Origin of the sequence: Bradyrhizobium tropiciagri, from assembly GCF_018130505.1 — a bacterium.
In the GTDB taxonomy this organism is placed as follows: Bacteria; Pseudomonadota; Alphaproteobacteria; order Rhizobiales; family Xanthobacteraceae; genus Bradyrhizobium; species Bradyrhizobium tropiciagri_B.
The window spans coordinates 350758-371257 of record NZ_JAFCKH010000010.1 but is presented as its reverse complement, the minus strand read 5'-3'; the positions used below and the strand labels follow the sequence as shown (position 1 = coordinate 371257).

Annotated in this window: 20 protein-coding genes; 7 read left to right on the top strand and 13 right to left on the bottom strand. The window is 65.7% G+C overall.

Annotation, left to right across the window (positions count from 1 at the left end):
* Positions 1–187 precede the first annotated feature (187 nt).
* Together JQ633_RS26025 and JQ633_RS26020 are read right to left on the bottom strand one after the other, a co-directional pair.
* On the bottom strand, positions 188–868 hold the full coding sequence (locus tag JQ633_RS26025) for a transglutaminase-like domain-containing protein (RefSeq protein ID WP_211987933.1): 681 nt from the start codon (positions 866–868) through the stop codon (positions 188–190).
* A gap of 72 nt (positions 869–940) precedes the next feature.
* Positions 941–1162 (bottom strand): hypothetical protein, encoded by a 222-nt coding sequence (locus JQ633_RS26020; protein WP_211987932.1) that lies wholly within the window; start codon positions 1160–1162, stop codon positions 941–943.
* A gap of 216 nt (positions 1163–1378) precedes the next feature.
* Between JQ633_RS26020 and JQ633_RS26015 the strand changes: the two genes are divergently transcribed.
* Positions 1379–1633, top strand: coding sequence for a hypothetical protein (locus JQ633_RS26015; protein ID WP_211987931.1), 255 nt, complete (start codon positions 1379–1381; stop codon positions 1631–1633).
* Between the two features lie 185 nt (positions 1634–1818).
* On the opposite strand, the gene JQ633_RS26010 is transcribed toward JQ633_RS26015, so the two are convergent.
* Complete coding sequence (locus tag JQ633_RS26010) at positions 1819–2013, bottom strand: hypothetical protein (protein WP_249159634.1); 195 nt, start codon at positions 2011–2013, stop codon at positions 1819–1821.
* Entirely contained in the window at positions 1979–2155 is a 177-nt protein-coding gene (locus JQ633_RS26005) for a hypothetical protein (RefSeq protein ID WP_211987930.1), read from the bottom strand. The genes JQ633_RS26010 and JQ633_RS26005 overlap by 35 nt, the downstream gene beginning before the upstream one ends.
* A gap of 183 nt (positions 2156–2338) precedes the next feature.
* Between JQ633_RS26005 and JQ633_RS26000 the strand changes: the two genes are divergently transcribed.
* On the top strand, positions 2339–2581 hold the full coding sequence (locus JQ633_RS26000) for a hypothetical protein (RefSeq protein WP_211987929.1): 243 nt from the start codon (positions 2339–2341) through the stop codon (positions 2579–2581).
* Positions 2582–2611: 30 nt separating this feature from the next.
* Here JQ633_RS26000 and JQ633_RS25995 read toward each other — a convergent pair whose 3' ends face one another.
* The 3 genes from JQ633_RS25995 to JQ633_RS25985 form a co-directional block, all read right to left on the bottom strand.
* Complete coding sequence (locus tag JQ633_RS25995; RefSeq protein ID WP_211987928.1) at positions 2612–2755, bottom strand: hypothetical protein; 144 nt, start codon at positions 2753–2755, stop codon at positions 2612–2614.
* A 67-nt stretch (positions 2756–2822) separates the two neighbouring features.
* Entirely contained in the window at positions 2823–3704 is an 882-nt protein-coding gene (locus tag JQ633_RS25990; RefSeq protein ID WP_211987927.1) for a DMT family transporter, read from the bottom strand.
* Positions 3705–3808: 104 nt separating this feature from the next.
* Positions 3809–4534 carry a TetR/AcrR family transcriptional regulator gene (locus JQ633_RS25985; RefSeq protein WP_249159633.1) on the bottom strand — a complete coding sequence of 242 codons (726 nt, stop codon included), beginning with the start codon at positions 4532–4534 and terminating at the stop codon, positions 3809–3811.
* 136 nt (positions 4535–4670) lie between these two features.
* Between JQ633_RS25985 and JQ633_RS25980 the strand changes: the two genes are divergently transcribed.
* A complete protein-coding gene (locus tag JQ633_RS25980) occupies positions 4671–5870 on the top strand; it encodes a cytochrome P450 (protein WP_211987925.1) in 1200 nt (399 codons plus the stop codon).
* A gap of 210 nt (positions 5871–6080) precedes the next feature.
* On the opposite strand, the gene JQ633_RS25975 is transcribed toward JQ633_RS25980, so the two are convergent.
* Both JQ633_RS25975 and JQ633_RS25970 read right to left on the bottom strand, forming a co-directional pair.
* Positions 6081–10181 (bottom strand): ATP-binding protein, encoded by a 4101-nt coding sequence (locus JQ633_RS25975; protein ID WP_349631611.1) that lies wholly within the window; start codon positions 10179–10181, stop codon positions 6081–6083.
* Between the two features lie 160 nt (positions 10182–10341).
* Positions 10342–11151, bottom strand: a complete 810-nt coding sequence (locus JQ633_RS25970; protein WP_211987924.1) for a response regulator — start codon at positions 11149–11151, stop codon at positions 10342–10344.
* A 302-nt stretch (positions 11152–11453) separates the two neighbouring features.
* On the opposite strand from JQ633_RS25970, the gene JQ633_RS25965 reads away from it, so the two are divergent.
* A complete protein-coding gene (locus JQ633_RS25965; protein WP_211987923.1) occupies positions 11454–11657 on the top strand; it encodes a NepR family anti-sigma factor in 204 nt (67 codons plus the stop codon).
* Complete coding sequence (locus tag JQ633_RS25960) at positions 11657–12205, top strand: sigma-70 family RNA polymerase sigma factor (protein ID WP_066515735.1); 549 nt, start codon at positions 11657–11659, stop codon at positions 12203–12205. Before JQ633_RS25965 ends, JQ633_RS25960 begins: the two co-directional genes overlap by 1 nt.
* Positions 12206–12482: 277 nt before the next feature.
* Here the strand turns inward: JQ633_RS25960 and JQ633_RS25955 are convergent, their stop codons facing one another.
* Complete coding sequence (locus tag JQ633_RS25955; protein WP_211987922.1) at positions 12483–15419, bottom strand: EAL domain-containing protein; 2937 nt, start codon at positions 15417–15419, stop codon at positions 12483–12485.
* Between the two features lie 212 nt (positions 15420–15631).
* Between JQ633_RS25955 and JQ633_RS25950 the strand changes: the two genes are divergently transcribed.
* Positions 15632–15997: a methylamine utilization protein gene (locus JQ633_RS25950; protein ID WP_211987921.1), complete on the top strand. Its 366-nt coding sequence runs from the start codon at positions 15632–15634 to the stop codon at positions 15995–15997.
* Between the two features lie 21 nt (positions 15998–16018).
* Here the strand turns inward: JQ633_RS25950 and JQ633_RS25945 are convergent, their stop codons facing one another.
* Entirely contained in the window at positions 16019–17002 is a 984-nt protein-coding gene (locus JQ633_RS25945) for a hypothetical protein (RefSeq protein ID WP_211987920.1), read from the bottom strand.
* A 316-nt stretch (positions 17003–17318) separates the two neighbouring features.
* Here JQ633_RS25945 and JQ633_RS25940 point away from each other — a divergent pair, with 316 nt between their 5' ends.
* Positions 17319–17480, top strand: a complete 162-nt coding sequence (locus JQ633_RS25940; protein ID WP_211987919.1) for a hypothetical protein — start codon at positions 17319–17321, stop codon at positions 17478–17480.
* 27 nt (positions 17481–17507) lie between these two features.
* Here JQ633_RS25940 and JQ633_RS25935 read toward each other — a convergent pair whose 3' ends face one another.
* The gene (locus JQ633_RS25935) at positions 17508–18533 is read right to left on the bottom strand and encodes a cytochrome-c peroxidase (protein ID WP_211987918.1); all 1026 of its coding nucleotides are present in this window, start codon (positions 18531–18533) and stop codon (positions 17508–17510) included.
* A 293-nt stretch (positions 18534–18826) separates the two neighbouring features.
* Positions 18827–20488, bottom strand: a complete 1662-nt coding sequence (locus JQ633_RS25930; RefSeq protein ID WP_211987917.1) for a CHASE domain-containing protein — start codon at positions 20486–20488, stop codon at positions 18827–18829.
* Positions 20489–20500 lie beyond the last annotated feature (12 nt).

The following is a 20500-nucleotide window of genomic DNA, read 5'->3' as shown; positions in this document are numbered from 1 at the left end:
GTCCCCCTTGTTCCGGGGCACCGAAAACACGACACTTCACGAGCTACAAACAGGCGACAGATCACGAGCTACTGACACGGCGGCTGGCGGCACTTGACACGTCGGGCAACTCAGTCGTATTCTTCCATTATTCCGAAATCGCACGAACGTCCCACGGTCATATTCGGCAGATCGTGGCCGGCAGCTCTCACTGCTCCGCCGCTTCCCGCTCCATGTCACGGCCGGAAAAATCCTCGCTTTGCATGTTGGCGTATTCGCGCGCCATCTCGCGCATCAGGAATTTGGCCGGGACGTCGTGATAGCTGCCATGGTCGTTGATGTACTGCATGTAGGTGCGGCCGGCGCCGTCGAACGGATGCAGCAGCGCATCGCTGTGGCCGTCGAAATCGAGCGGCGCGACGCCGAGCTTGGCGCACAGCGTGTCGTTGAAGGTCGGCGTCGCCTTGCGCCAGGCGCCGTCGACATGCACCTCGGTGAAGCCGTGCCAGGTGAACATGTCGGTGCCCATGCTGGCCCGCAGCTTCTCGGTGGTGAGATGGTTGCGCACATCGGCGAAGCCGACCCGCGCCGGGATACCGTGGACGCGGCAGGCGGCGGCATAGAGCGCGGCCTTGCCGACGCAGTAGCCGTTGCCGGCGGCAAGCACGCTGGAGGCGCGAAAGCTCTCCGGCGACTGCATGCTGACATAGGGATTGTAGCGGATGCCGTCGCGCACTGCGGTGTAGAGCCGTGCCGCCGCCTCGCGCGCGGTGGCACCGGCCGGGACGGCGGCGCGGGCGAAGGCCACCACGGCGGGATGGTCGCTGTCGATATAGTCGGCGGGCTCGGTGTAGAGGCGGCCGATCGTGTCGGGGAGGATGTCGGTCATGGCGGCAGATTACCAAGCCGGCGCTTCGGTTCAATCCGGCTGCCGCAGAGCAGATCTGTAAAGGCAGCCTGCTCAGTTCCTGAAGCGTTCGTCCCAGCGCTGCGGCGGATAGCTGCGCCGTTTCGCCTTGAGATATTCCCGCGCGAAGTGGATGCCCATCCCGATCAGGAACGGCGGGGCCAGCGCGGCCGCGATCATGAGTGCGGTAATCGAGGCCGGCGTCAGGATGTCCAGCACCATCGACGCCAGCAGCCACAAGGTCGCTGCGATCACCGCGACGTCGATGTGCCTCATTCCCGGGACTTTCCCTCGTTTTCGGCTCTTTGCCCGGCCTTGGTGGTTGGACCCGGTCGCCTGCCGGGCAGGATACTACCGGGTGGCGCAGTGGCCGCCAAGGATTCCCGGCGGAGGGTGATACCTCCGACCCTTCACTTTTTGGAACGGCGCCCGCGCCGGGCACGTTGATTTTTGAATGAAGACCACCGGATCGAACCGGGAACGGAGGCGATCATGAGCAATTCCGGCGATATCCACCGCGGCGTCGCGCATCCCGCAAGCCGAAATGGCGTCAACGACCCCGTCGACGGCGTCGACGTGAAACGAACGTTCAACGACAACCAGACGGCGCATGAACGCGCGCAATGGGCCGCCGACGTGCGCGCCGCCCCCTCGCCGAAACCCGGCGAGCCTTTCCTCCCGGAAGCGCTGCGGCGGGCACCGACCGCGCCTCTCAATCCGCGCACGGGACGGCGGGCGACGGAGTAGTGGCGCAAGACGGACTGATATGCCGAGTCCCCTATATTGTCCCGTCACCCCCGCGCAAAGGCTTCGCCTTTGCGCGGGGATGACGGGAACAGAGCGTAAATCTTTGGGGAGACGCGAGGAGGCGGTGAGGTTGGCACGTGCTCCTACCGAACGCTGTCGCGCCCGGTAGGAGTCATCGGCCGCTGCTATGCCGGCCGCGACAGCATGGCGTTCAGTTCGGCGGCGGTCCGCAACTGCTCGATGCGGGCGGCCACCGAGTTGCGCTGGCTGCCTTCCGGCAACTGAGCGAGTTCGTCCTCGAGCCGCACGCGGTGTTCCTCAAGACGCTGTTCGAACGTGTGCGGCTCAGATCGCTTTCGCTTTTGCATCGTCTTCTGCATCTTTGTCCTTTGGCGGTTGAAGGCCGGGACTGTTGGCCCAGCGGTCCAGTTGCTCGATGACCTGCGCGTGGCTCGGCCGCAGCGGCTTTGGCGCGGCGCGTTCCTCGGACAGCTTGCGGGGCAGCTTGACGTGGTTAGTCATGGCGCACCTCTCTTGCGGAATAGAACGTTTCGAGGCGTGAATTCGTTCCGCCGTATTGAGCTTAAACTATTGATTTCATTGATATATTTTACTAATTTGACTTTTTTTGGGGAGCCTGCGGAACCGAGCGCGAGTTTGTTTGTTGAGCAAATTACTCAACTGGCTAACTTAGGGCGGTTCGCGATGAATGAGCTTCGCGCCGAACGTCTTCAGGTCATGCTGTCACCGGAAGAATTGAGCGCCGTCGACGATTTCAGATTTAAGCACCGCATGCCGACGCGGGCCGCGGCGGTGCGCGAATTGCTGAAGATCGGCCTCGCGGGCCTCGGCTTGGATGCCAAGGCCGGCGTCAAATCCAGCGATTTCGGGGTGTTCGACCGCGGGCCGGAAGGGCACACGCAGGGCACGGACGGGGCGGAGGACTGAACTGCGCTTGGACGCCCCGTCTGGGTTGCATCAGGCCGTGCCGACGAGAAGGCCCACAATTCCCTTCAGGATGCTGACCGCGAGCGCCGACGTGCACAAGGCCGTGCCGAGATCGGCGATATAGAGCAACTGCGCCTTCTGCTCCGCATCGAGTTCTGCGATCGCCTTGCGCATGGAAATGCTCCTTCTGCTCAGGGAAGAACGCCCGCGAACGGTGTCCGTTCCTTGGCAAGCCGCTGCATCACGCGCGCTGCAGCGCGAGCGTCACGCCGCCGAGCGTCAGCACCATCGCGCCGATCTCACGCATCCCGAGCGGCTCGCCGAGGATGATCGCCGCCGACACCACGCCGATGACAGGCACCAGCAGCATGCCGGTCGACGCTGAGGTCGGCGGCAGGCGGCGCAGCGTCTCGAACCAGGTGAGGTAGCAGATCCCCATCGGCATCAGCGTCATGTAGGCGAAGCAGCCGAGGCCGAGCGGTGTGATCGCCGAATAATTCGGATGCTCGAAGGCGACGCCGAGCACGAGCATCACGAGGCAGCCGAGGCCGACCTGCCAGGCCACCACCGCGAGCGGCGGCATCGGCAGCGGCTTGCGGTTCAGCACGTTGCCGAGCGCGAACAGGATGGCGCAGGCGAGCGCAAGCGCGATGCCGGTCAGCTTGCCGGCGCTGAAGGCAAAGCCACCGCCGCCGAGCAGCAGCGCCACGCCGGCAATACCGAGCACCAGCGCCGCGCCGTCGCGCAGCGTCGGGCGGACATGCAGCACCGGCCATGCGAACAGCATCGCCCAGATCGGCATGGTGTAGGCGAGCAGCGCGCCCTCGCCGACCGTGACGAACTTCATCGCGACGGTGCCGAAACCCATCCAGGCGAAGACATTGGTGAAGGAGGCGAACAGCAGCCGCGGCACGGCCTCGCGCGGCACCGCGAGCGACTGGCCGCGCGCCAGCGCCAGCGCGCCGAGGATCAGCGCCGCGCAGCAGCCGGCCAGCCCGCGCGCGAACAGCGGCGGCCATTGCTGCAGCAACAGCTTCATCAGCGGCCAGTTCAGCGCCCAGCCGAACGCCGTCACCACAAGGCAGAGGAAGCCGATCGATCGGTCGCGTTGTGCGGAATCCATTGGCAGCGCTTAGCAGGCACGGGCATGCGATTCCACGCCGCTCTTCGCATGGTCGGCCCCGCGGAGCGCGGAATAATTCCGCGTCACGCGCAAACGCCGCAACGTCAGGCGAAGGTTCCACTAGTGATCCGCGGCCAGCTCTCGCGTTTCCGTGCGGCAGCGAGCCTTGCGACCCAGGCATCGATCAGGCTCGCAACCAGCAGGCGGCCGGTTCCGCGCATGTCGGGCAGCTTCATGGTCGGCGTGCCGAGCGTGAGCGCGACCACGCCGTGAACGGCCGCAAGCAGCGCGGTGGCAAGTCGCTGCGGCAGGCCGTGCGCCGGCTCGGCGCCATATGCGGCGAGGAATTCCCGCACCGAGATCACGAACAGCTCGTAGCTGCGGCGGGCGATCTCGGTCTCGCCGAAATAGACGCCATCGGGAAAGCGGCGGTCTTCGATCGTGCCGGACATCGAGAACAGCGAGCGGAAATGATCGGGATTGTCGGCCCAGTAATCGAGATAGGTCTCCATCACGCGGCGCAGCCGCAATTCGCTGTCGGCGGTCTGGGCGCGGACGCGCTCGAGTTGAGCCGCGACCGCCTCGAGGTTCTGCTGCTTCACAGCGAGCAACAACAGCAATTTGGTCGGGAAGTATTTGAGGACGGTGCCCTTCGAGTAGCCGATCACGTCGGCGATCTTCTGGATCGAGACGGTCTCGAGCGTGCCGGCGGCGAACTCCTTGCGCGCGGTATCGAGGATCAGCGCCTTCAGCGCCTCCTTGTCGGCCTCCTGCCGCGCCCGGCGCTGGAAGCGCCGCCCGCCACCGCTTGATCGCTCCGCGATTGACATCGCCATGCTCCCTCGCGCCTCCATGCCGCGTGCCGGGCCGGATGGCAACCCCGGCCCCTTGCAAGTCACAAGTTAATTGACTATGGTCAATTAACTTGTACATTCCTAAATCAAGGTGACCGGACGGGAGGATCCCATGAGCAGTCTTGCCAGCGAGGTTGTCCGCAGCGATTTCGATCCGTTCAGCCCGGCGACGCGGGCCGATCCCTACGGCACCTATGCGGAGCTGCGCGCCGCGGCGCCCGCCATCCACCTGACCCGATACGACATCTGGGCGGTGCCGCGGTTTGCCGAGGTCAAGGCGATCTTCGGCGACCATGTCAATTTCAGCAACGCCGGCGGCGCCGGGCTCGCCAATCACTTCAAGGAAAAGCCTTGGCGTCCGCCGAGCATCGTGCTGGAAGCCGATCCGCCGCTGCACACGCGGACCCGCGCCGTGCTGGCGCGCGTGCTCTCGCCGGGGGCGATGCGGCGGCTCGCCGACGACTTCAAGGCGACAGCGGCGAAACTGGTCGACGGGCTGGTTGAGCGCGGCTCGTTCGATGCAATCAAGGACATCGCCGAGGTGTTTCCGGTCAGCGTGTTTCCCGACGCGCTCGGCATCGACCAGGAAGGCCGCGAGAATTTCCTGACCTACGGCGCGATGGTGTTTGCCGGCTTCGGCCCGGAGAACGACTATTTCCGCGAGCTGATGGCGCAGGCGCCGCGCGTGCTGCCGTGGGTGGCGGCGCGGTGCCAGCGCGAGGCGCTGCGGCCGGGCAGTTTCGGCGCGCAGGTCTATGAGGCAGCCGATGCCGGCGAGATCAGCGCCGAGGAAGCGCCGCTGCTGGTGCGCTCGCTGCTCTCGGCCGGGCTCGATACCACGATCAGCGCCATCGGCATGGCGCTGTACACGCTGGCGCGCCATCCCGACCAATGGGCGCTGCTCGTCGCCGACCCGCAGCTTTCGCGCGCGGCATTCGACGAGACGCTGCGTTTCGATTCACCGGCGCCGTTCGTGTTCCGCACCACGCCGCACGAGACCGAGATCTCCGGCGTCAGGATCGGACAACACGAGAAGGTGCTGCTGCTGCTCGCCTCCGCCAACCGCGACGAGACGCGCTGGGAGCACGCCGACCGGTTCGACATCACGCGGCGGCTGTCCGGCCATGTCGGCTTCGGCGTCGGTATTCACGGCTGCGTCGGCCAGATGGTGGCGCGGCTGGAGGCCGAGGCGGTGATCGCGGCGCTCGCGGCGCGCGTGAAGCAGATCGAGATCACCGGCGACGTGGCGCTGCGCGACAGCACCGGCCTGCGGGCGTTGAGCACGATGCCGGTCCGCGTCACGCCGAAGTGAGCCAGGCAGTGATGGCGCTGGTTCTCCCTTTCCCCGTTCTTACGGGGAGAGGGTGGGTGAGGGGCTATCTCCGCGAAGACGGTAACAACTGCGTTTGCGGAGGCTCCCCCTCACCCGGAATGCATCTGGCGATGCATTCCGACCTCTCCCCGCACGCGGGGCGAGGTGAAGCCGAGTATGCCGCTCGATTCGAAGTAGAACGATCCCCCGTCACATCCCGTCCAGCACCTCGCGGACCTTGGTCGCCAGCTCGTCGATCGAGAACGGCTTCGGCAGCAAATTGGTGCCGGGATCGAGGATGCCGTTGTGGACGATGGCATTGCGCGTATAGCCGGTGGTGTAGAGCACCTTCAAATTCGGAATCCGCGCGCGGGCCTGCACGGCGAGTTCGCGGCCCGACATGCTCGGCATCACCACGTCGGTGAACAGCAATGCAATCGACAAGCCGCCGTCGAGCAATTGCAGCGCTTCGCGTGGACTGGATGCGCCGATCACGGTGTAGCCGAGCTCGCGCAGCGCCTCGACCGAGACGCCGCGCACGCGATCGTCGTCTTCCACCACCAGGATCACCTCGTTCTTGCGGCCGCGATAGGAGGCGATCGGCGCGCGCCTGACGAAGTCGGGCGTGGCCTCGCCACGATGCCGCGGCAGGTAGATCTTGACGGTGGTGCCGACGCCGATCTCCGAATAGATCTTCACGTGGCCGCCGGACTGGCGCACGAAGCCGTAGACCTGGCTGAGGCCGAGGCCGGTGCCCTTGCCGACGCCCTTGGTGGTGAAGAACGGATCGAATGCCTTGGCGATCACGTCCTCGGTCATGCCGTCGCCGTTATCGGCCACCGCGATCATGACGTATTGACCGGCGGGAATAGCGTAGGCCTTGGCTGCGATCTCGTCGACATAGGCGTTCGAGGTCTCCAATGTCAGCCTGCCGCTGCCCGAAATCGCGTCGCGACCGTTGACGCAGAGATTGAGGACGGCGTTCTCGAGCTGGCCGGGATCGGCCCGGACCTGCCACAATCCTGCCGACAGCACCGTTTCGAGGCTGATGGTTTCGCCGAGCGTCCGGCTCAACAGGTCGGTCATGCCCGAGATCATCTTGTTGGCATCGAGCGTCACCGGCGCGAGCGGCTGCTGACGAGAGAAGGCAAGCAGGCGCTGGGTCAATCCCGCGGCGCGCTGCGCACCGTCGACCGCGCCGTCGAGGAAGCGGTCGACATCGGTCTCGCCCTTGGCGAGCTTGCGCTGCACCAGATTGAGCCCGGCGATGATCACCGCAAGCATGTTGTTGAAGTCGTGGGCGATGCCGCCGGTGAGCTGGCCGACGGCTTCCATCTTCTGGATCTGGCGCAACTGCTCCTCGGCCTTGGTGCGCTCCTGCACCTCCTCGATCACGCGCTGTTCCAGCGTGGTGTTGAGCGCCTGCAGCGCGGCCTCGGCGCGGCGCCGCTCCGCGACCTCGCGCTCGGCGGCCTGGAACAGCCGCGCGGTGTCGATCGCGGTGGCCGCCTGTGCGGCGATGCCTTCGATCAGCCGTTCCGAGCGCTCGGTGAAAACGCCCGGCTCGGGGTGGCCGAAGAACAGGCCGCCGAGCACCTCGCCGGACCGCGACAGGACCGGCGCCGCCAGATAGCTGCGCACCGGCAGATGGCCCTTCGGCATCCCATAGTGCGGTTCGCTCTTGCCGTAGCGCGGATCCTTCAGGATGTCGTCGGAGCGGACGATCGCCTCGCCGTTGAAGGTCGGCGCGAACACCGCGGTGTTGCGCGGCATCGGGAAGCGCGAGAATGCCTCGCGCGGCACGCCGGACAGGGTGTAGAGCATGTAGCTCTCACCGTTGTCGTTCAGGACATTGTAGAAGAACGAGCCGAACGCCGCGCCGGTGAGCTCGGTCGCCGCGTCGGTGACGATCTGGACGGCGCGATCGAGGTTGATTTCGCCGGCGACGGTGCTGCCGACCTTGTTCAGGAGCTCGAGGACGTGCGCCTCTTCCTCGAGCCGCAGCGTCCGCTCGGATCGCGTCGCCGACAGTTCGAGATTGGCGGCGACGCGCGCCAATAGCTCGCGCGCGCTGAACGGCTTGACCAGATAATCGTCGGCGCCGATCTGCAGGCCCTCGACCGTCGCCTCCTCGCCCGCGCGCGCCGACAGGAAGATGACCGGCAGATCCTTCAGCTCCTTGTCGGAGCGGAGCGCATTCAACAGGCTGATGCCGTCGAGCCGCGGCATCATGATGTCGCTCAGCACGAGGTCCGGCCGCCGCCGCCACGCCGCCTCGAGCGCGGCCTGGCCGTCCTCGACCGCCTCGACGTCGTAGAGCGGCGCGAGCAGGCGCCGCACATAGTCGCGCATGTCGGCATTGTCATCGGCGAGCAGGATGCGATGCCGGCGTCCCGGCGCCGCGGGCGCCGCGAAGCCGAGATCCTCCGACGACGATGGATCCGGCCGCTCGTCGCCGCCGTCTCCCTCCAGCCATCCGAGCGCCTCGACCAGATAGGCTTGCGCTCGGCTGCTGCTGCTGCGCGCGGCCGGCCGCGCCGCATTGATCTGCTCGGCGGGAAGATGCTCGGTGCCGAACGGCAGCGTGACCGTGAAGATGGTGCCGCGATCGACCTCGCTGTCGACCCGGATCTGCCCGCCATGCTGCTTCACCAGCTCGCGCACCAGCGCAAGACCGATGCCGCTGCCCTCGAAGGAGCGGCCGCGCGCGCCCTCGACGCGCTGGAAGCGCTCGAAAATGTGCGGCAGCGCGGTCGCGGGAATGCCGGTGCCGCTGTCGCGCACCGTCACCTCGGCCGCGGTGCCGCCGGCCGAGGCTCCGATCGCGACCTCGATCCGGCCGTCGAAGGTGAACTTGAACGCGTTCGACAGCAGGTTGAGAACGATCTTCTCCCACATGTCGCGATCGACATAGACCGGCTGCGGCAACGCTTGCGTCTCGATCGCAAGGCTGAGCCCGGCCCGCTCGACGGTCGAACGGAAATTCGAGGCGAGATCCGACGTCAGCGCGACGAGATCGACCGGCTCGAAGCTGGCGGAGACGCGACCGGCTTCGATGCGGGCAAAGTCGAGCAGCGTGTTGACCAGCTTCAACAGGCGCTGGCCGTTGCGCTGGGCGATGTCGAGCAGCGCGCGCTGCCCGGGCTGCAGGTCGCTGCCCGATCGCGACAGCAGCTCCTCGAGCGGGCTCAGCATCAAGGTGAGCGGGGTGCGGAATTCGTGGCTGACATTGGAGAAGAAGGTGGTCTTGGCGCGATCGATCTCGGCCAGCGCCTCGGCACGCCGTCGCTCCTCCTCATAGGCCTGGGCATTGTTGATCGCGGCCGTGATCTGCGCGGAGACCAGGCCGAGAAAGCTTGAATAGCGCTCGTCGTAGAGGCGGAACGGATTGAGGCCCGCGATCAGGAAGCCTGCGGGCACGTCGCCGGCGGCAAGGATCGGCAGCACGACGCCGCGCTCCGGCGACTGCCGCCAGCCGCCGGAAGGAAAATCGACGCCGAACAAGTCATTCAGCTTTTCCACGGCGACACCGTCGCGGCTGAGCCGGGCCTCGGCGACCGGCCACGCCTCGCTGCCGTCGAGCGCCAGCACCGGCTTGACGCCGACATGGTGGCGGTCGATCCCGCTCACGGCGGCAAGGCGCGCGACCTGCTCCTGCGGATCGATCAGATAGATCATCGCGAACGGCAGGTCCTGCGGATCGGTCGCGAGCGCGGCGGCGCTGCGCGCGCAGGCCTCCTCGACGCTGCGCGCCTCGGCCGCGCGGCTGGCGAGCTCGCGCAGCAGCGAGAGCTGACGCTCGCTGATAACGCGCTGGGTGTCGTCGGTGTTGGCGCAGAAGATCCCGGCGGGCAGGCCGTCGGCATCGGGAATCGGGCTGTAGGAGAAGGTGTAGTAGGTCTCTTCCGGAAAGCCGTTGCGCTCCATGATCAGCAGCTGGGCTTCGACATAGGTGCCCTCGCTGCCGCTCATCGCCTTGGTAAGCAACGGCGCGATGTCGTGCCAGATCTCGCGCCAGACCACGCGCGTCGGCTCGCCGAGCGCACGCGGATGCTTGCCGCCGATGATCGACTTGTAGGGATCGTTGTAGAGAAAGACGAGGTCCTCGCCCCAGCCGATCCAGATCGGCTGCTGCGATGTCAGCATGATGCGCACGGCGGTCTTCAGGCTGTCCGGCCACGTGGCGGGCGGACCGAGCGACGTGCTCGCCCAATCGTGGCTCCTGAGGAGTCCGGCAAGCTCGCTGTTGCCGATGAAAAGCCGTTCTGTTGTTTCGCTGTGTAATCTGGACGGGTTTTGCAATTTCGACACGGCGGCTCCGTGACGCCAAAGGATGCAAGTCCAACTCAGCTTGGCATCGCCAGTTCCAACCCACGCGCGCATGCGTTTCGCTTCGACAGCGAGTCGATAAAAAATCGGCGCATCTTGCGATGCGCCGATCCAAGTCTTGTCCTACGTTGAATTCGAAGCGTCAGGCCGAGGCGGCGCGCGGCGTGCGGTTGCGCGAATTGCGCTGGAAGAACAGCGCCTGGCTCGCGACCGCCGAAACCATCGCCGGCTGGAACGGCTTCGAGATCAGGAACGCCGGCTCCGGCCGCTCGCCGGTCAGGAAGCGCTCCGGATAGGCGGTGATGAACACCACCGGCACCTCGAAGGTACGCAAGAGCTCGTTGACGGCATCGAGCCCCGACGAGCCGTCGGCGAGCTGGATGTCGGCGAGGATCAGGCCCGGCTTCTTGTTCTTGGCGAGCGCCACCGCATCCGAATGGGTGCGGGCGACGCCGATGACGTTGTGGCCGAGATTCTTCACGAGGCTCTCGAGGTCCATCGCGATGAAGGTCTCGTCCTCGATGATCAGCACGTCGGTGGCGATCTCGGCGGCCATCTCGCGGCCGGCGGCATCGGTGAGCTTGCGCGTCTCGGCGACGTCGGTGCCGAGGATGTAGCCCACCTCCTCCTCCGAAAAACCTTCCAGCGACAGCAGCAGGAAGGCCTGGCGGGGCAGCGGCGTGATGTTGGACAGCCGGCGCTCCGGCGGCAGCGACAGCGTCGCCACGTCGGCATTGTCATTGTTCACCGAGACCGAATTCCAGATCTGGGTGAACAGGCGGAACAGCCCGGCGCGCGGGCCATGGGTTTCGTCGAGCAGCGACGGATCCTGCAGCAGGGCCTCGAGCATGGCCCCGACATAGGCGTCTCCGGACGCCTGGTTTCCGGTCAGCGCGCGGGCGTAGCGGCGCAACAGCGGAAGATGTTCAGCAACGACCTGCGATCGGGACATTCCCACTCCATCCTTCTTCTTAAGGCCAACCTGGTTCCCAAGCCCGCGCTTCCGAGACCGACCGGTCTCGAAGGCGTCTCTCAGGGGCGACGAGTCAAGTTCCTGGGACGGCCCCGGTTCCCCTGCCTCGCCGATTACGCGCGAGGAGCGGAAAAGTTCCAAGAAATAGTTCCAGCCTTTCGGAACTTTATGTGCAACTTCGCATTAGCTCCTGACCGACGAGCGACGCGGCCAGCCTCTTTTTTCGAGGAATAGACTTGAAAATCAGAGACTTAACCTCCCGGGGAAGCGTGGATCAGATCATGAAGGAAATAAAGAAGCAGGGCGGTCTCAACGCTGAGATCCAGTCCAGAATCGGCCACCAGCTGCGCGCCATGTACGATGATGTGGTGCGGCAGGGGGTGCCCGACCGCTTTGCGGAGTTGGTCCGCAAGCTGGATGGGCCTGAGGCTGCCGCGGCGGCCGTCGCAGGGGGCGATACCGACAAGAACAATGGAGGGGACTAATGCCTCTCACGAATGAACTTCGCGACGACATCCTTGCGTCGGTGCCTAGCCTGCGCGCGTTCGCGATCTCGTTGTCCGGTAATGGTGACCGCGCCGATGACCTGGTGCAGGAGACCCTGCTGCGCGCGATCGCCAATATCGATTCGTTCCAGCCGGGCTCCAACCTGCCGGCGTGGCTGTTCACCATCCTGCGCAACCTGTTCCGGTCCGACTACCGGAAGCGGCGGCGCGAGGTGGAGGACGCCGAGGGCAACTATGCCAAGACGCTGAAGAGCCAGCCGTCGCAGGCGGCGCATCTGGAGTTCGAGGAATTCCGTGCCGCGCTCGACAAGCTGCCGCAGGACCAGCGCGAGGCCCTGATTCTGGTCGGCGCCTCCGGCTTTTCCTACGAGGACGCCGCGGCGATCTGCGGCTGTGCGGTCGGCACCATCAAGAGCCGCGTCAACCGTGCGCGCTCGAAGCTGAGCGCCCTGCTCTATGTCGACAGCGCCGAGGATTTCGGCCCCGACAACACCGTACGCGCGGTGATCGGCGGCAACGGCGGCTAGACGCGAAACTCTCTCAAGACGACGGAGGCGGCCTTCCCCGGGGCCGCCTCTGTTCGTTGGAGTGCTAGCTCACGACCGCGACGGCGCTGCGCTCGCTCGCCCCCTTGTTACGGGGAGAGGGTTGGGGTGACGGGCTGCTTCCGCATGAACGGCTACAGTTGGACTCGCGGAGACCCCCCTCACCCGCATCGCATCTTCGATGCGATGCGACCTCTCCCCGCACGCCGGGCGAGGTCAATCGGAACCCGTTAACGCGATTCGAAGTAGTCGCCCCGCTCTAGCTTGCCAGCGCGTTCTTGAAGGCGGGCGGCTTGAAGCCGTTCCTCAGTTCGAGAATCTTCGAGGGGATTTCCGACACCGGGACGGGATGGCTGAACAGGAAGCCTTGCGCCTCGTTGCAGCCTTCGGCGCGCATGTGGTTGAGCTGCTCGACGGTCTCGATGCCCTCGGCGATCGTCGTCATGCCGAGGCTGCGGCCGAGGCTGATGACGGCCCGCACGATCGACTTCGATCCATGGGTCGCGGTGGCGTCGCGCACGAACGACTTGTCGATCTTGAGCTTGTCGAACGGGAAGCTGCGCAGATAGCTCAGCGACGAATAGCCGGTGCCGAAATCGTCCAGCGCGATGCGCAGCCCCTGCTCCTTCAGCTTGTGCAGCGTCGCCAGCGTCTCGCTGCTGTTGGCGAGGAACACCGACTCGGTGATCTCGAGCTCCAGCCGGTGCGGCGACAATCCCGACGCCGTCAGCGCGCCGGCGATGACGTCGATGAATGCCGGATCGCGGAACTGCGCCGCGGAGACGTTGACCGCGAGCTTCATCTCGCTCGGCCAGGTCACGGCCTGCTCGCAGGCGCGCTGCAGCACCCACTCCCCGAGTGGAATGATCAGCCCGATCTCTTCCGCGATCGGGATGAACTGATCGGGCGGCACCATGCCGCGCTTCGGATGCATCCAGCGCAGCAGCGCCTCGAAGCCGCAGATGCGGTCGAGATGCAGGTCGTAGAGCGGCTGGTAGTACAGCGCGAATTCGTCCTTGGCCATCGCCTCGCGCAGGTCGAGCTCGATCGCCCGGCGGCGCTGCAGGCTGGCGTCCATCGCCGGCTCGAAGAAACGCCAGGTGCCCCTGCCCTCCATCTTGGCGCGGTACAGGGCGACGTCGGCATTCTTCAGCAGCTTCTCGCCGCCGGTGCCGTCGCCCGGCGACAGCGAGATGCCGACGCTGCATCCGACCACGACGCGATGTCCGTTCAGCTCGTAGGGCGCGCCGACGCATTCGACGATGCGGCGCGCGAGCAGCTCGCAATCCTCGCTGCCGTGAACGCCGCACTGGATCACCGCGAACTCGTCGCCGCCGAGCCGGGCGACGGTGTCGACCTCGCGGACGCAGGAATTCAGCCGCTCGGCGACCGCGCGCAGCAGCTCGTCGCCGACCGGATGCCCGAGCGTGTCGTTGACCTGCTTGAAATTATCCAGATCGAGGCAGAGCACGGCAAAGCCGGAGCCGCGGCCGACCTGCGCCACCGCCTGCTCGATCCGCTCGGCCAGCAAGGTCCGGTTCGGCAGCCTGGTGAGGGCGTCGTGCCGCGCCATGAACGCGATCTGCGACTCGGCGCGCTGCTGCTCGGTGACGTCCTCGCAGGTGACGAGCCAGCCGCCGTCGGTGGTCGGGCGCTGCGCGATCGAGATGATGCGTCCGTCGGACAGATGCTGCAGATAATTGCCGCCCTCGCGCGGCGAGATCGCGCGGTCGCGCTCCGCCAGCAGGTCGGCCACGGTGCGGTTGCCGTGATTCCCCGCGGCGATGCTGAGCCGGAGCACATCCTGCAGCGTCATTCCGGGGAGCACGAGCTCCGGCGAGATGTCGAAGATTTCGCAGAAGCGGCGGTTGACGACCTGCAGCCGCGCCTCGCTGTTGTAGAGGCACAGTCCCTGCGACATGTGGGTGAGCGCCGCATCGAGCCGCAGATTGGTCTCATGCAGCTCCGCCTTCTGCTCCTTCAGCGTCGTGATGTCGCTGTAGACCAGCACGACGCCGCCCTCCTGCGTCTCGCTGCGGCTGACGCGCAGCCAACGGCCGTCGGTCAGCTGCGCCTCGCTCGCGAATGCGTCGCTGTCGTTGTCGAGCGCGGCCGGCGCCGTTCTCGAAGTCGTCGTCCGGGTCGTCCCGGAGATGTCGAGCTGGTCCGAAAGCAGCAGCTGCGGGGAGAGGCGGATGAACTCGCTGGCGCGCGTATTGGCCAGCGCGATCTCGCCGTCGGCATCGAGCAGCACGACGCCTTCGCGCGAGGTTTCGAGCGCGTCCGACAGCCTCGCCTGCGCGGAGCGGCGCTGCGACACTTCCTCGTTGACCATCCGCCTGATGTTGTCGCGCATGGTTTCCATCGCGGCCAGCAGGGTGCCGAGTTCGTCGGTGCCGCCCTTCGGTATCGTCGCGTTCAGGTCACCGTCGGCGATGCGCCGCGCGACCCTGGAGGCGATGGCCACCGGTCCGATGATGCGGCGCGCCAGCAGCCAGGAGAAGAATGCCGACAGGATCAGCGCGAAGGTCAGCCCTGCGCCGTTGAGCTGCAGGTCCCGCTTGATCGTCGAGAGGGCGCGCTGCCGGAACAGGAAGCCGTCGCCGGCGGTGTAGTTGACCAGCAGCTCGACCTGCTGACTGACGATCCGGGAATAGCGGTCGACATCGCCGACCGAGATCCCGGCCTGCGGTGCGGAGGCGGAGCCGCCGTCGGCGGACAGCACGACCGCGCGGCGATGCAGCTCCATCCAGGCATCGGCGGCTTCCTGGACCTTGGCGGCCGCCTTCGCGGCCCGCGACGACTGCGAACGGTCGGCGGCGATCGTCAGGTCTTCCGAGAGCGCCTTGGCGAGCGTCTCGATCTGGTCATCGAGGCCGGCGCGGATCGCCGGATCCGTGGTCAGCAGCCGCTGCGAGGAGGCGACCCGCATCGCGGCAAAGTCAGCGCCGGCGGCACGGGCGTAATTGATCGACATCAGGGATTCGTCGAACGTCTTGGCGACGAGATCGCCGGCGTGGCGGATGCCGACGATCGAGTATCCGCCGAGCGCCACCGCGATGGCGCTCATCGCGAGGCAGAAGATCAGTATCTGGGTGCGGATCGACCCCTTGGTCAGGGCGAGGCGCGACAGGCGGCCGGTTGCGACGCGAAACGCCGCAACACTTTGCGCCCTGAGGTTGAAGAGAAAACCCATATCCGCGTTTTCGCCCGTCGTACACGATACTCAAGCCACGCAAAACGCGCGGGCACCGGAAATAATTGTGTGCTCAAATTGCCTTAGTAGTGACTGGAACTGATGCTGAAATCGTTAAGATCACCCGGTGATAATCACCACCGCAGGTAATTCGAGGGGCACCATTCGCGCCTTACGATGCCGGGGTGTCTCGATCCATGAGCGGGGATGAAATGCAGTCAGGCTTGTTGCGCGCCCTGCGCCTCGGCGGGTTCGGCGGAGTGCCGTTTGCAGCCGTGATTCTTGCGGGAATGCTCGCCGGCGCCGCCCTTGGCGCGGCTCCGTATTCCATCTCGCAGATCAACCGCGAGTTCCGGCCGGCCGAGATCTCGATCAAGCGCGGCGAGGTTTTACGGTTCGTTAACGATGATGGCGAGCTGTTGCATCACGCTTATTTGAGCACGGAGACGTTCAGTTTCGACTCCGGCGATCAGCAGCCGGGCAGCAAGTTCGACGTCACGTTCTCGGTGCCCGGCGACTACATGGTGCTGTGCGGCATCCATCCCAAGATGAAGCTCGCGGTCCACGTCGCGAAGTAGTCCCCGCTTCCGGATCGCAGCCTACAGGACCGACGTCTTGAAGATGGCGGCGTGGCCGACATAGTAGGCGAACAGCGTCACCGTCAGCGCGGCGCAGAGACTGACCGGCGCCAGCCACGGTGCGCGGCGATCGTTGAGCGAGGTCCGGCTGTCGCAGACGATCGCGAGCAGCACGGCGATGATCGCCGAGTGTCCGATGGTGTCGACCTTGCCGAACTCGAAGCACGCGCTGATGAACATGCCGGTGAGCACCGCGGCGGCGCAGCGCCGGATCAGCGGCGTCCAGATCAGCGCGAACGCCAGCACGAATTCCACCATGCCCGCGGCGCGCATGTAGAACTCGTTGTCGAAGCCGAGCGTGATCGAGGCATGCTCGATGAGAAGCGGGAAGCTCCATTCCGGATAGGCCCACTTCTCGATGGACGCCCACATCAAGGTTACCGCAGCCGAATACCGCATCACGTCGAGCGGCTGAATTCCGAACAGGTCCCTCTTCAACCCGGTCAGCGCGAGATAGGCCGCGACGCCGAGAAAGATCGGGTAGTCGGCGAGATGGAAGACGCCGTAATCGCGGATGCCGATGCCGAACAGGATCGCGATACCCGCGGCCGACAGCGGCATGGTGTGCCGCGACAGCATGCCGGCGGCGATGCCGAGTTGCAGCACGCCGACCAGCGGCGAGGTCGTCTTCAATTCGGGAGTCAGCAGGATACCGCCCATGGCCCAGATCGAGATGAAGAAGAACGCGGTGACCGCGCGCATCATCATTTCGGTGCGCCGCTGCAACGGCTCGGTGACGCGATCAAGCGCGCGGACCGTCGCCGCGCCCAATGCCGTCGGCTCGATCAGGCAGCCGGCAAACAGCCAGCAGACCGAGACGGCAAGGAGCAGTTCGAAATCAAGACAGAGGACATTCTCGAGTCCGCGGGGCTGACCGGCGACATCGTAAGCACAGAACCACTTGACATGCGCTTCGGCATCCCGTGCCGCCACAATGCAAAACAAGATCCCCAGGATGCATTTGGCGAAGACGGAGTGTCCACGGAGCGCCGAAGCGGCGTCTCGCCCCCATCCACTAAACATCACACCAATTGCCCACACACCTTTAACGACCGGTTCATCTTATATCAAATTTTAAGAATTCCAGCGCGCTGACACCCGTCGGTTGTTTCGTGGTTAATGCTGGCGGCGCGTGCAACGTGCGACTTTTTCGCGCGGTTTCTTGCCGGATGCTTCAGATTTTAGCTAATTCCGGCACGGAGGCTCAATTCCACCCATAGTAGTGATCTGCCCGGATGAACGATAAATCGGGAGCCGGTGCATGTTGGGAGCGTTGAGCGTCGTGAGCGTCGGGCTGGGTTCGGCGCTGGCCTTCGTGGCGAACCGGTTCCCGCCGCGGACCGAGACGCTGGAAACCTTCGCCGGCGCATTGCTGATCGTGGGCCTCGGCCTGCTGGGATCCGCCCTGCCGCATCTGTGCTGAATCTGTCCTGACTGACGTCAGGCGTCCTCATCGCGGCAATGTCGGCACCGCGAACGGAGTCGGGGCCGCGGTCAATGTCTGAAGGAACGCAATCAGATCCTTCTTCTCGGTGGCCGTCAGCGACAACGGCTTGATATCCGGTGAGCGGCTCGGCCGCTCGATCCCGCCCTTGTTGTAGAGCTCGATCACATCTTCGAGCGTTGCCACCGATCCGTCGTGCATGTAGGGCGCGCGGCGCGCGACGTCGCGCAGCGTCGGCGTCTTGAACGCATAGTGCAACTTGGCCGACTTCGGAAAGAAGCGACCGCGGCCGACGTCATTGCCCTTGGCGGTGCCGATATCCTGGAACGATCCGTCCGAGAAGGACGGCCCGCTGTGGCAGGCCGCGCAGCCCGCCTTGCCGTTGAAGATTGCAAAGCCGTGCTGCGCCGAGGCGCTGATGGCGGTGTCGTCGCCCTTGATCCAGCGGTCGAACGGCGCCTCGGCCGCCACGATCGAGCGCTCGAAGGTCGCGAGCGACGCCTCGATCCGCGGCCGCGTGATCCCGCCGTCGCCGAACGCTTTCGTGAATGCATCGACATAGCCCGGGATCGCCGAAAGGCGCTCGATCAGTTCCGGCTCCGTCATGTTCATGTTCGCCGGAGACAGGATCGGCCCGAACGCGACCGACTCGAGACTCCTGAACTTGCCGTCCCAGCCGAGCGGTTCGAAGAAGGCCACGTCGATCAGGGTCGGTGCACGGATCGGCAGGCCGTTCGGATCCTCGCCGATCGCGCGCGGAAGTCCGTCGGCCCATGACAGCGACGGGTTGTGGCAGGTCGCGCACGACAGCGTCTTCGACCGCGACAGCAGCGGGTCGAAGAACAACATCGCGCCAAGCGCCGATTTCGCCTCGGAGTGCGGATTGCTGCCCGGGAACGGAACCACCGCCGGCCGCCGGTAGCTGGCACGCACAGTCGCGGGTTCGCCGGGCGCCTTTGCCGCATTCAGGGCAAACGACAACCCCATCGGCACAAATGCCGCGAGCAAGGTCAGGCCGACCCAAAGCCTCATTGGGTTCCTCAGACGGTATCCTGCTCGGTATATGCCCAAGCATGTTCAATGAAGTTTTAACGATCGGTTGAGGGGAACTACGGAGTTTGGATGGAACTCGGGTCGGGAACCCGCGGGGATGATCGCGGATCGGTTCCGTAAGGTGAGCACGCTGGTCAGGCTCCCTCCCCCCTTGCGGGTCCCCGCAAGGGGGGAGGGAACCCGGCCGCTGGTGGCTCCCTTACGGCGCGCTCCGGCCGATGGCTGCGCTCGTCACCCGGCCACAGGTTTCGCGGACGCCTTCGTCCCCGCCGCTATTTCTTGACCGGCCGCACTGGTGCCGAAAACTGTTCGGTGCGGTCGCGCTCGGTCATGTCGACGACGGTGTCCATCGGCGCCGTGAGTTCGTAGACGTAGGAGACGTCGGTGAAATAGCGCTTGGCGGTGCCGCCGAGCGCCTCGGGCGCGACGCGGTCGAGCAGGATCAGGCCGAAGTCGCTGTCGGCCCGCCGCGTCGCCTGGCTGGTGTTGAACTCCTCCCAACGGAAATGGAACACCGCATCGGCACTGTCGCCATTGACCTCCCAATTGGCGACGATGTGCGGGTGCTTGCCGACCAGCGACAGGCCCTCGTCGGAATGCGAGGCGAGCTCGAAGAACAGCAGCGAGAGCGATTGCGCGGCGCGGGCGCTGACGGTGATGTCCGGGCCGTTCACCGCGATACGGTCGGCATGCGGGATCGCGCGCGCTTCGAACAGGCCCTTCAGCTTGACGCCCTGCCACTGGCTCTCGGACAGCAGCGTCACGACGTTCGACATCGCGTGGATGCGCCCGATCAGGAGCTCACGCGCGACATCGATGTCGGCGCCGTGGCGCAGCGTGCGCGTCACGATCGACTGGATCACCGCGAGGATGTTCTTCACGCGATGGTTGAGCTCGTCGATCACGGCGGTGAGCCGCCGCTCGAATCCGATCCGAACCTCGATCTCGCGGCTGAGCCGCAGATTGTTGTAGGCGACATAGCCGAACAGGCCGCAGACGATGCCAGTCAGCGCAAGCCCGATCGCCGCGACGATGGTCGCGGTCTGCTGCGCGCGCGCCGTGGCGTTGCTCTTGGCGTAATAGTCGAGCGACCAGTCGCGGCCGCCGAACGTCACGGTGCGGACCATCGACGGCGCGGGGCCGTCCTGGCGCACGGCGCGCGAGGTGACGACGCCCTGCTCATTGGCGGTGAACTCGTCGTTGGAATCGCGCGGATCCTTCAGCGCCACCGCGAACAGCGACGTGTCGTCGTTGGTCAGCATCAGCGACGACAACTCATACGAAAAGGTGACGAAGCCGGCCGGCTCCGATGCGCCTTCCTGAAACACCGGCGCGGCCAGCGCGACGCCGATCGGGCCGTTCTGCCGGAGCAGCGGGATCGGATCGGAGGCCACCGGCTTCGCCTCCGCCATCGCCTTCGCCAGCATCGGGCCGACCACCGAATGGCGATCGAAGGCGCGGCCGGGGATGCTGAGGGTCTCAGGATTGCGCGGCTCGACATCCATCAGCACGTTGATCGGCTTGTCGAGCGTCTTGATGTCGAGCGGCTGGTCGTCGAAGTTGCGGATCGTCGGATTGGTGAAGCCTGCGGTCTTCAGCTCTGCCTCGGCCGCGGTCAGCTCGTTGGGCTTCAGCCGCGCGATCCAGGTGGCGACGACGAAGTCGGTCTTGAAGGCATAGATCGCCGAGCGCAGCGGCTGCAGCATGTTCGCCTTCACCATCGACGGCGCCCGGAACAGGCCGGAGGCGACCCGCGCCAGCAGCTCACGCTCGGTCAGGCGATCCTGCACCAGGCTGGCATGGACGTCGATCGCCCGCGCCAGCGCGATACCGTCGAGCGCGAGCTCCTGATCGTGCACCCGATAGGCAGCGAGACCGGAGAGCAAGACTCCGATCAGCGCGATCAAGGCAACGATAAAGCCCAGCCGAACCACTCGCTTACTCGG

Bases quoted from the DNA above. Each gene is read 5' to 3' on its own strand.
- JQ633_RS26025 (WP_211987933.1), bottom strand. From the start codon at position 868: ATGACCGACATCCTCCCCGACACGATCGGCCGCCTCTACACCGAGCCC.
- JQ633_RS26020 (WP_211987932.1), bottom strand. From the start codon at position 1,162: ATGAGGCACATCGACGTCGCGGTGATCGCAGCGACCTTGTGGCTGCTG.
- JQ633_RS26015 (WP_211987931.1), top strand. From the start codon at position 1,379: ATGAGCAATTCCGGCGATATCCACCGCGGCGTCGCGCATCCCGCAAGC.
- JQ633_RS26010 (WP_249159634.1), bottom strand. From the start codon at position 2,013: ATGCAGAAGACGATGCAAAAGCGAAAGCGATCTGAGCCGCACACGTTC.
- JQ633_RS26005 (WP_211987930.1), bottom strand. From the start codon at position 2,155: ATGACTAACCACGTCAAGCTGCCCCGCAAGCTGTCCGAGGAACGCGCC.
- JQ633_RS26000 (WP_211987929.1), top strand. From the start codon at position 2,339: ATGAATGAGCTTCGCGCCGAACGTCTTCAGGTCATGCTGTCACCGGAA.
- JQ633_RS25995 (WP_211987928.1), bottom strand. From the start codon at position 2,755: ATGCGCAAGGCGATCGCAGAACTCGATGCGGAGCAGAAGGCGCAGTTG.
- JQ633_RS25990 (WP_211987927.1), bottom strand. From the start codon at position 3,704: ATGGATTCCGCACAACGCGACCGATCGATCGGCTTCCTCTGCCTTGTG.
- JQ633_RS25985 (WP_249159633.1), bottom strand. From the start codon at position 4,534: ATGTCAATCGCGGAGCGATCAAGCGGTGGCGGGCGGCGCTTCCAGCGC.
- JQ633_RS25980 (WP_211987925.1), top strand. From the start codon at position 4,671: ATGAGCAGTCTTGCCAGCGAGGTTGTCCGCAGCGATTTCGATCCGTTC.
- JQ633_RS25970 (WP_211987924.1), bottom strand. From the start codon at position 11,151: ATGTCCCGATCGCAGGTCGTTGCTGAACATCTTCCGCTGTTGCGCCGC.
- JQ633_RS25965 (WP_211987923.1), top strand. From the start codon at position 11,454: ATGAAGGAAATAAAGAAGCAGGGCGGTCTCAACGCTGAGATCCAGTCC.
- JQ633_RS25960 (WP_066515735.1), top strand. From the start codon at position 11,657: ATGCCTCTCACGAATGAACTTCGCGACGACATCCTTGCGTCGGTGCCT.
- JQ633_RS25955 (WP_211987922.1), bottom strand. From the start codon at position 15,419: ATGGGTTTTCTCTTCAACCTCAGGGCGCAAAGTGTTGCGGCGTTTCGC.
- JQ633_RS25950 (WP_211987921.1), top strand. From the start codon at position 15,632: ATGCAGTCAGGCTTGTTGCGCGCCCTGCGCCTCGGCGGGTTCGGCGGA.
- JQ633_RS25940 (WP_211987919.1), top strand. From the start codon at position 17,319: ATGTTGGGAGCGTTGAGCGTCGTGAGCGTCGGGCTGGGTTCGGCGCTG.
- JQ633_RS25935 (WP_211987918.1), bottom strand. From the start codon at position 18,533: ATGAGGCTTTGGGTCGGCCTGACCTTGCTCGCGGCATTTGTGCCGATG.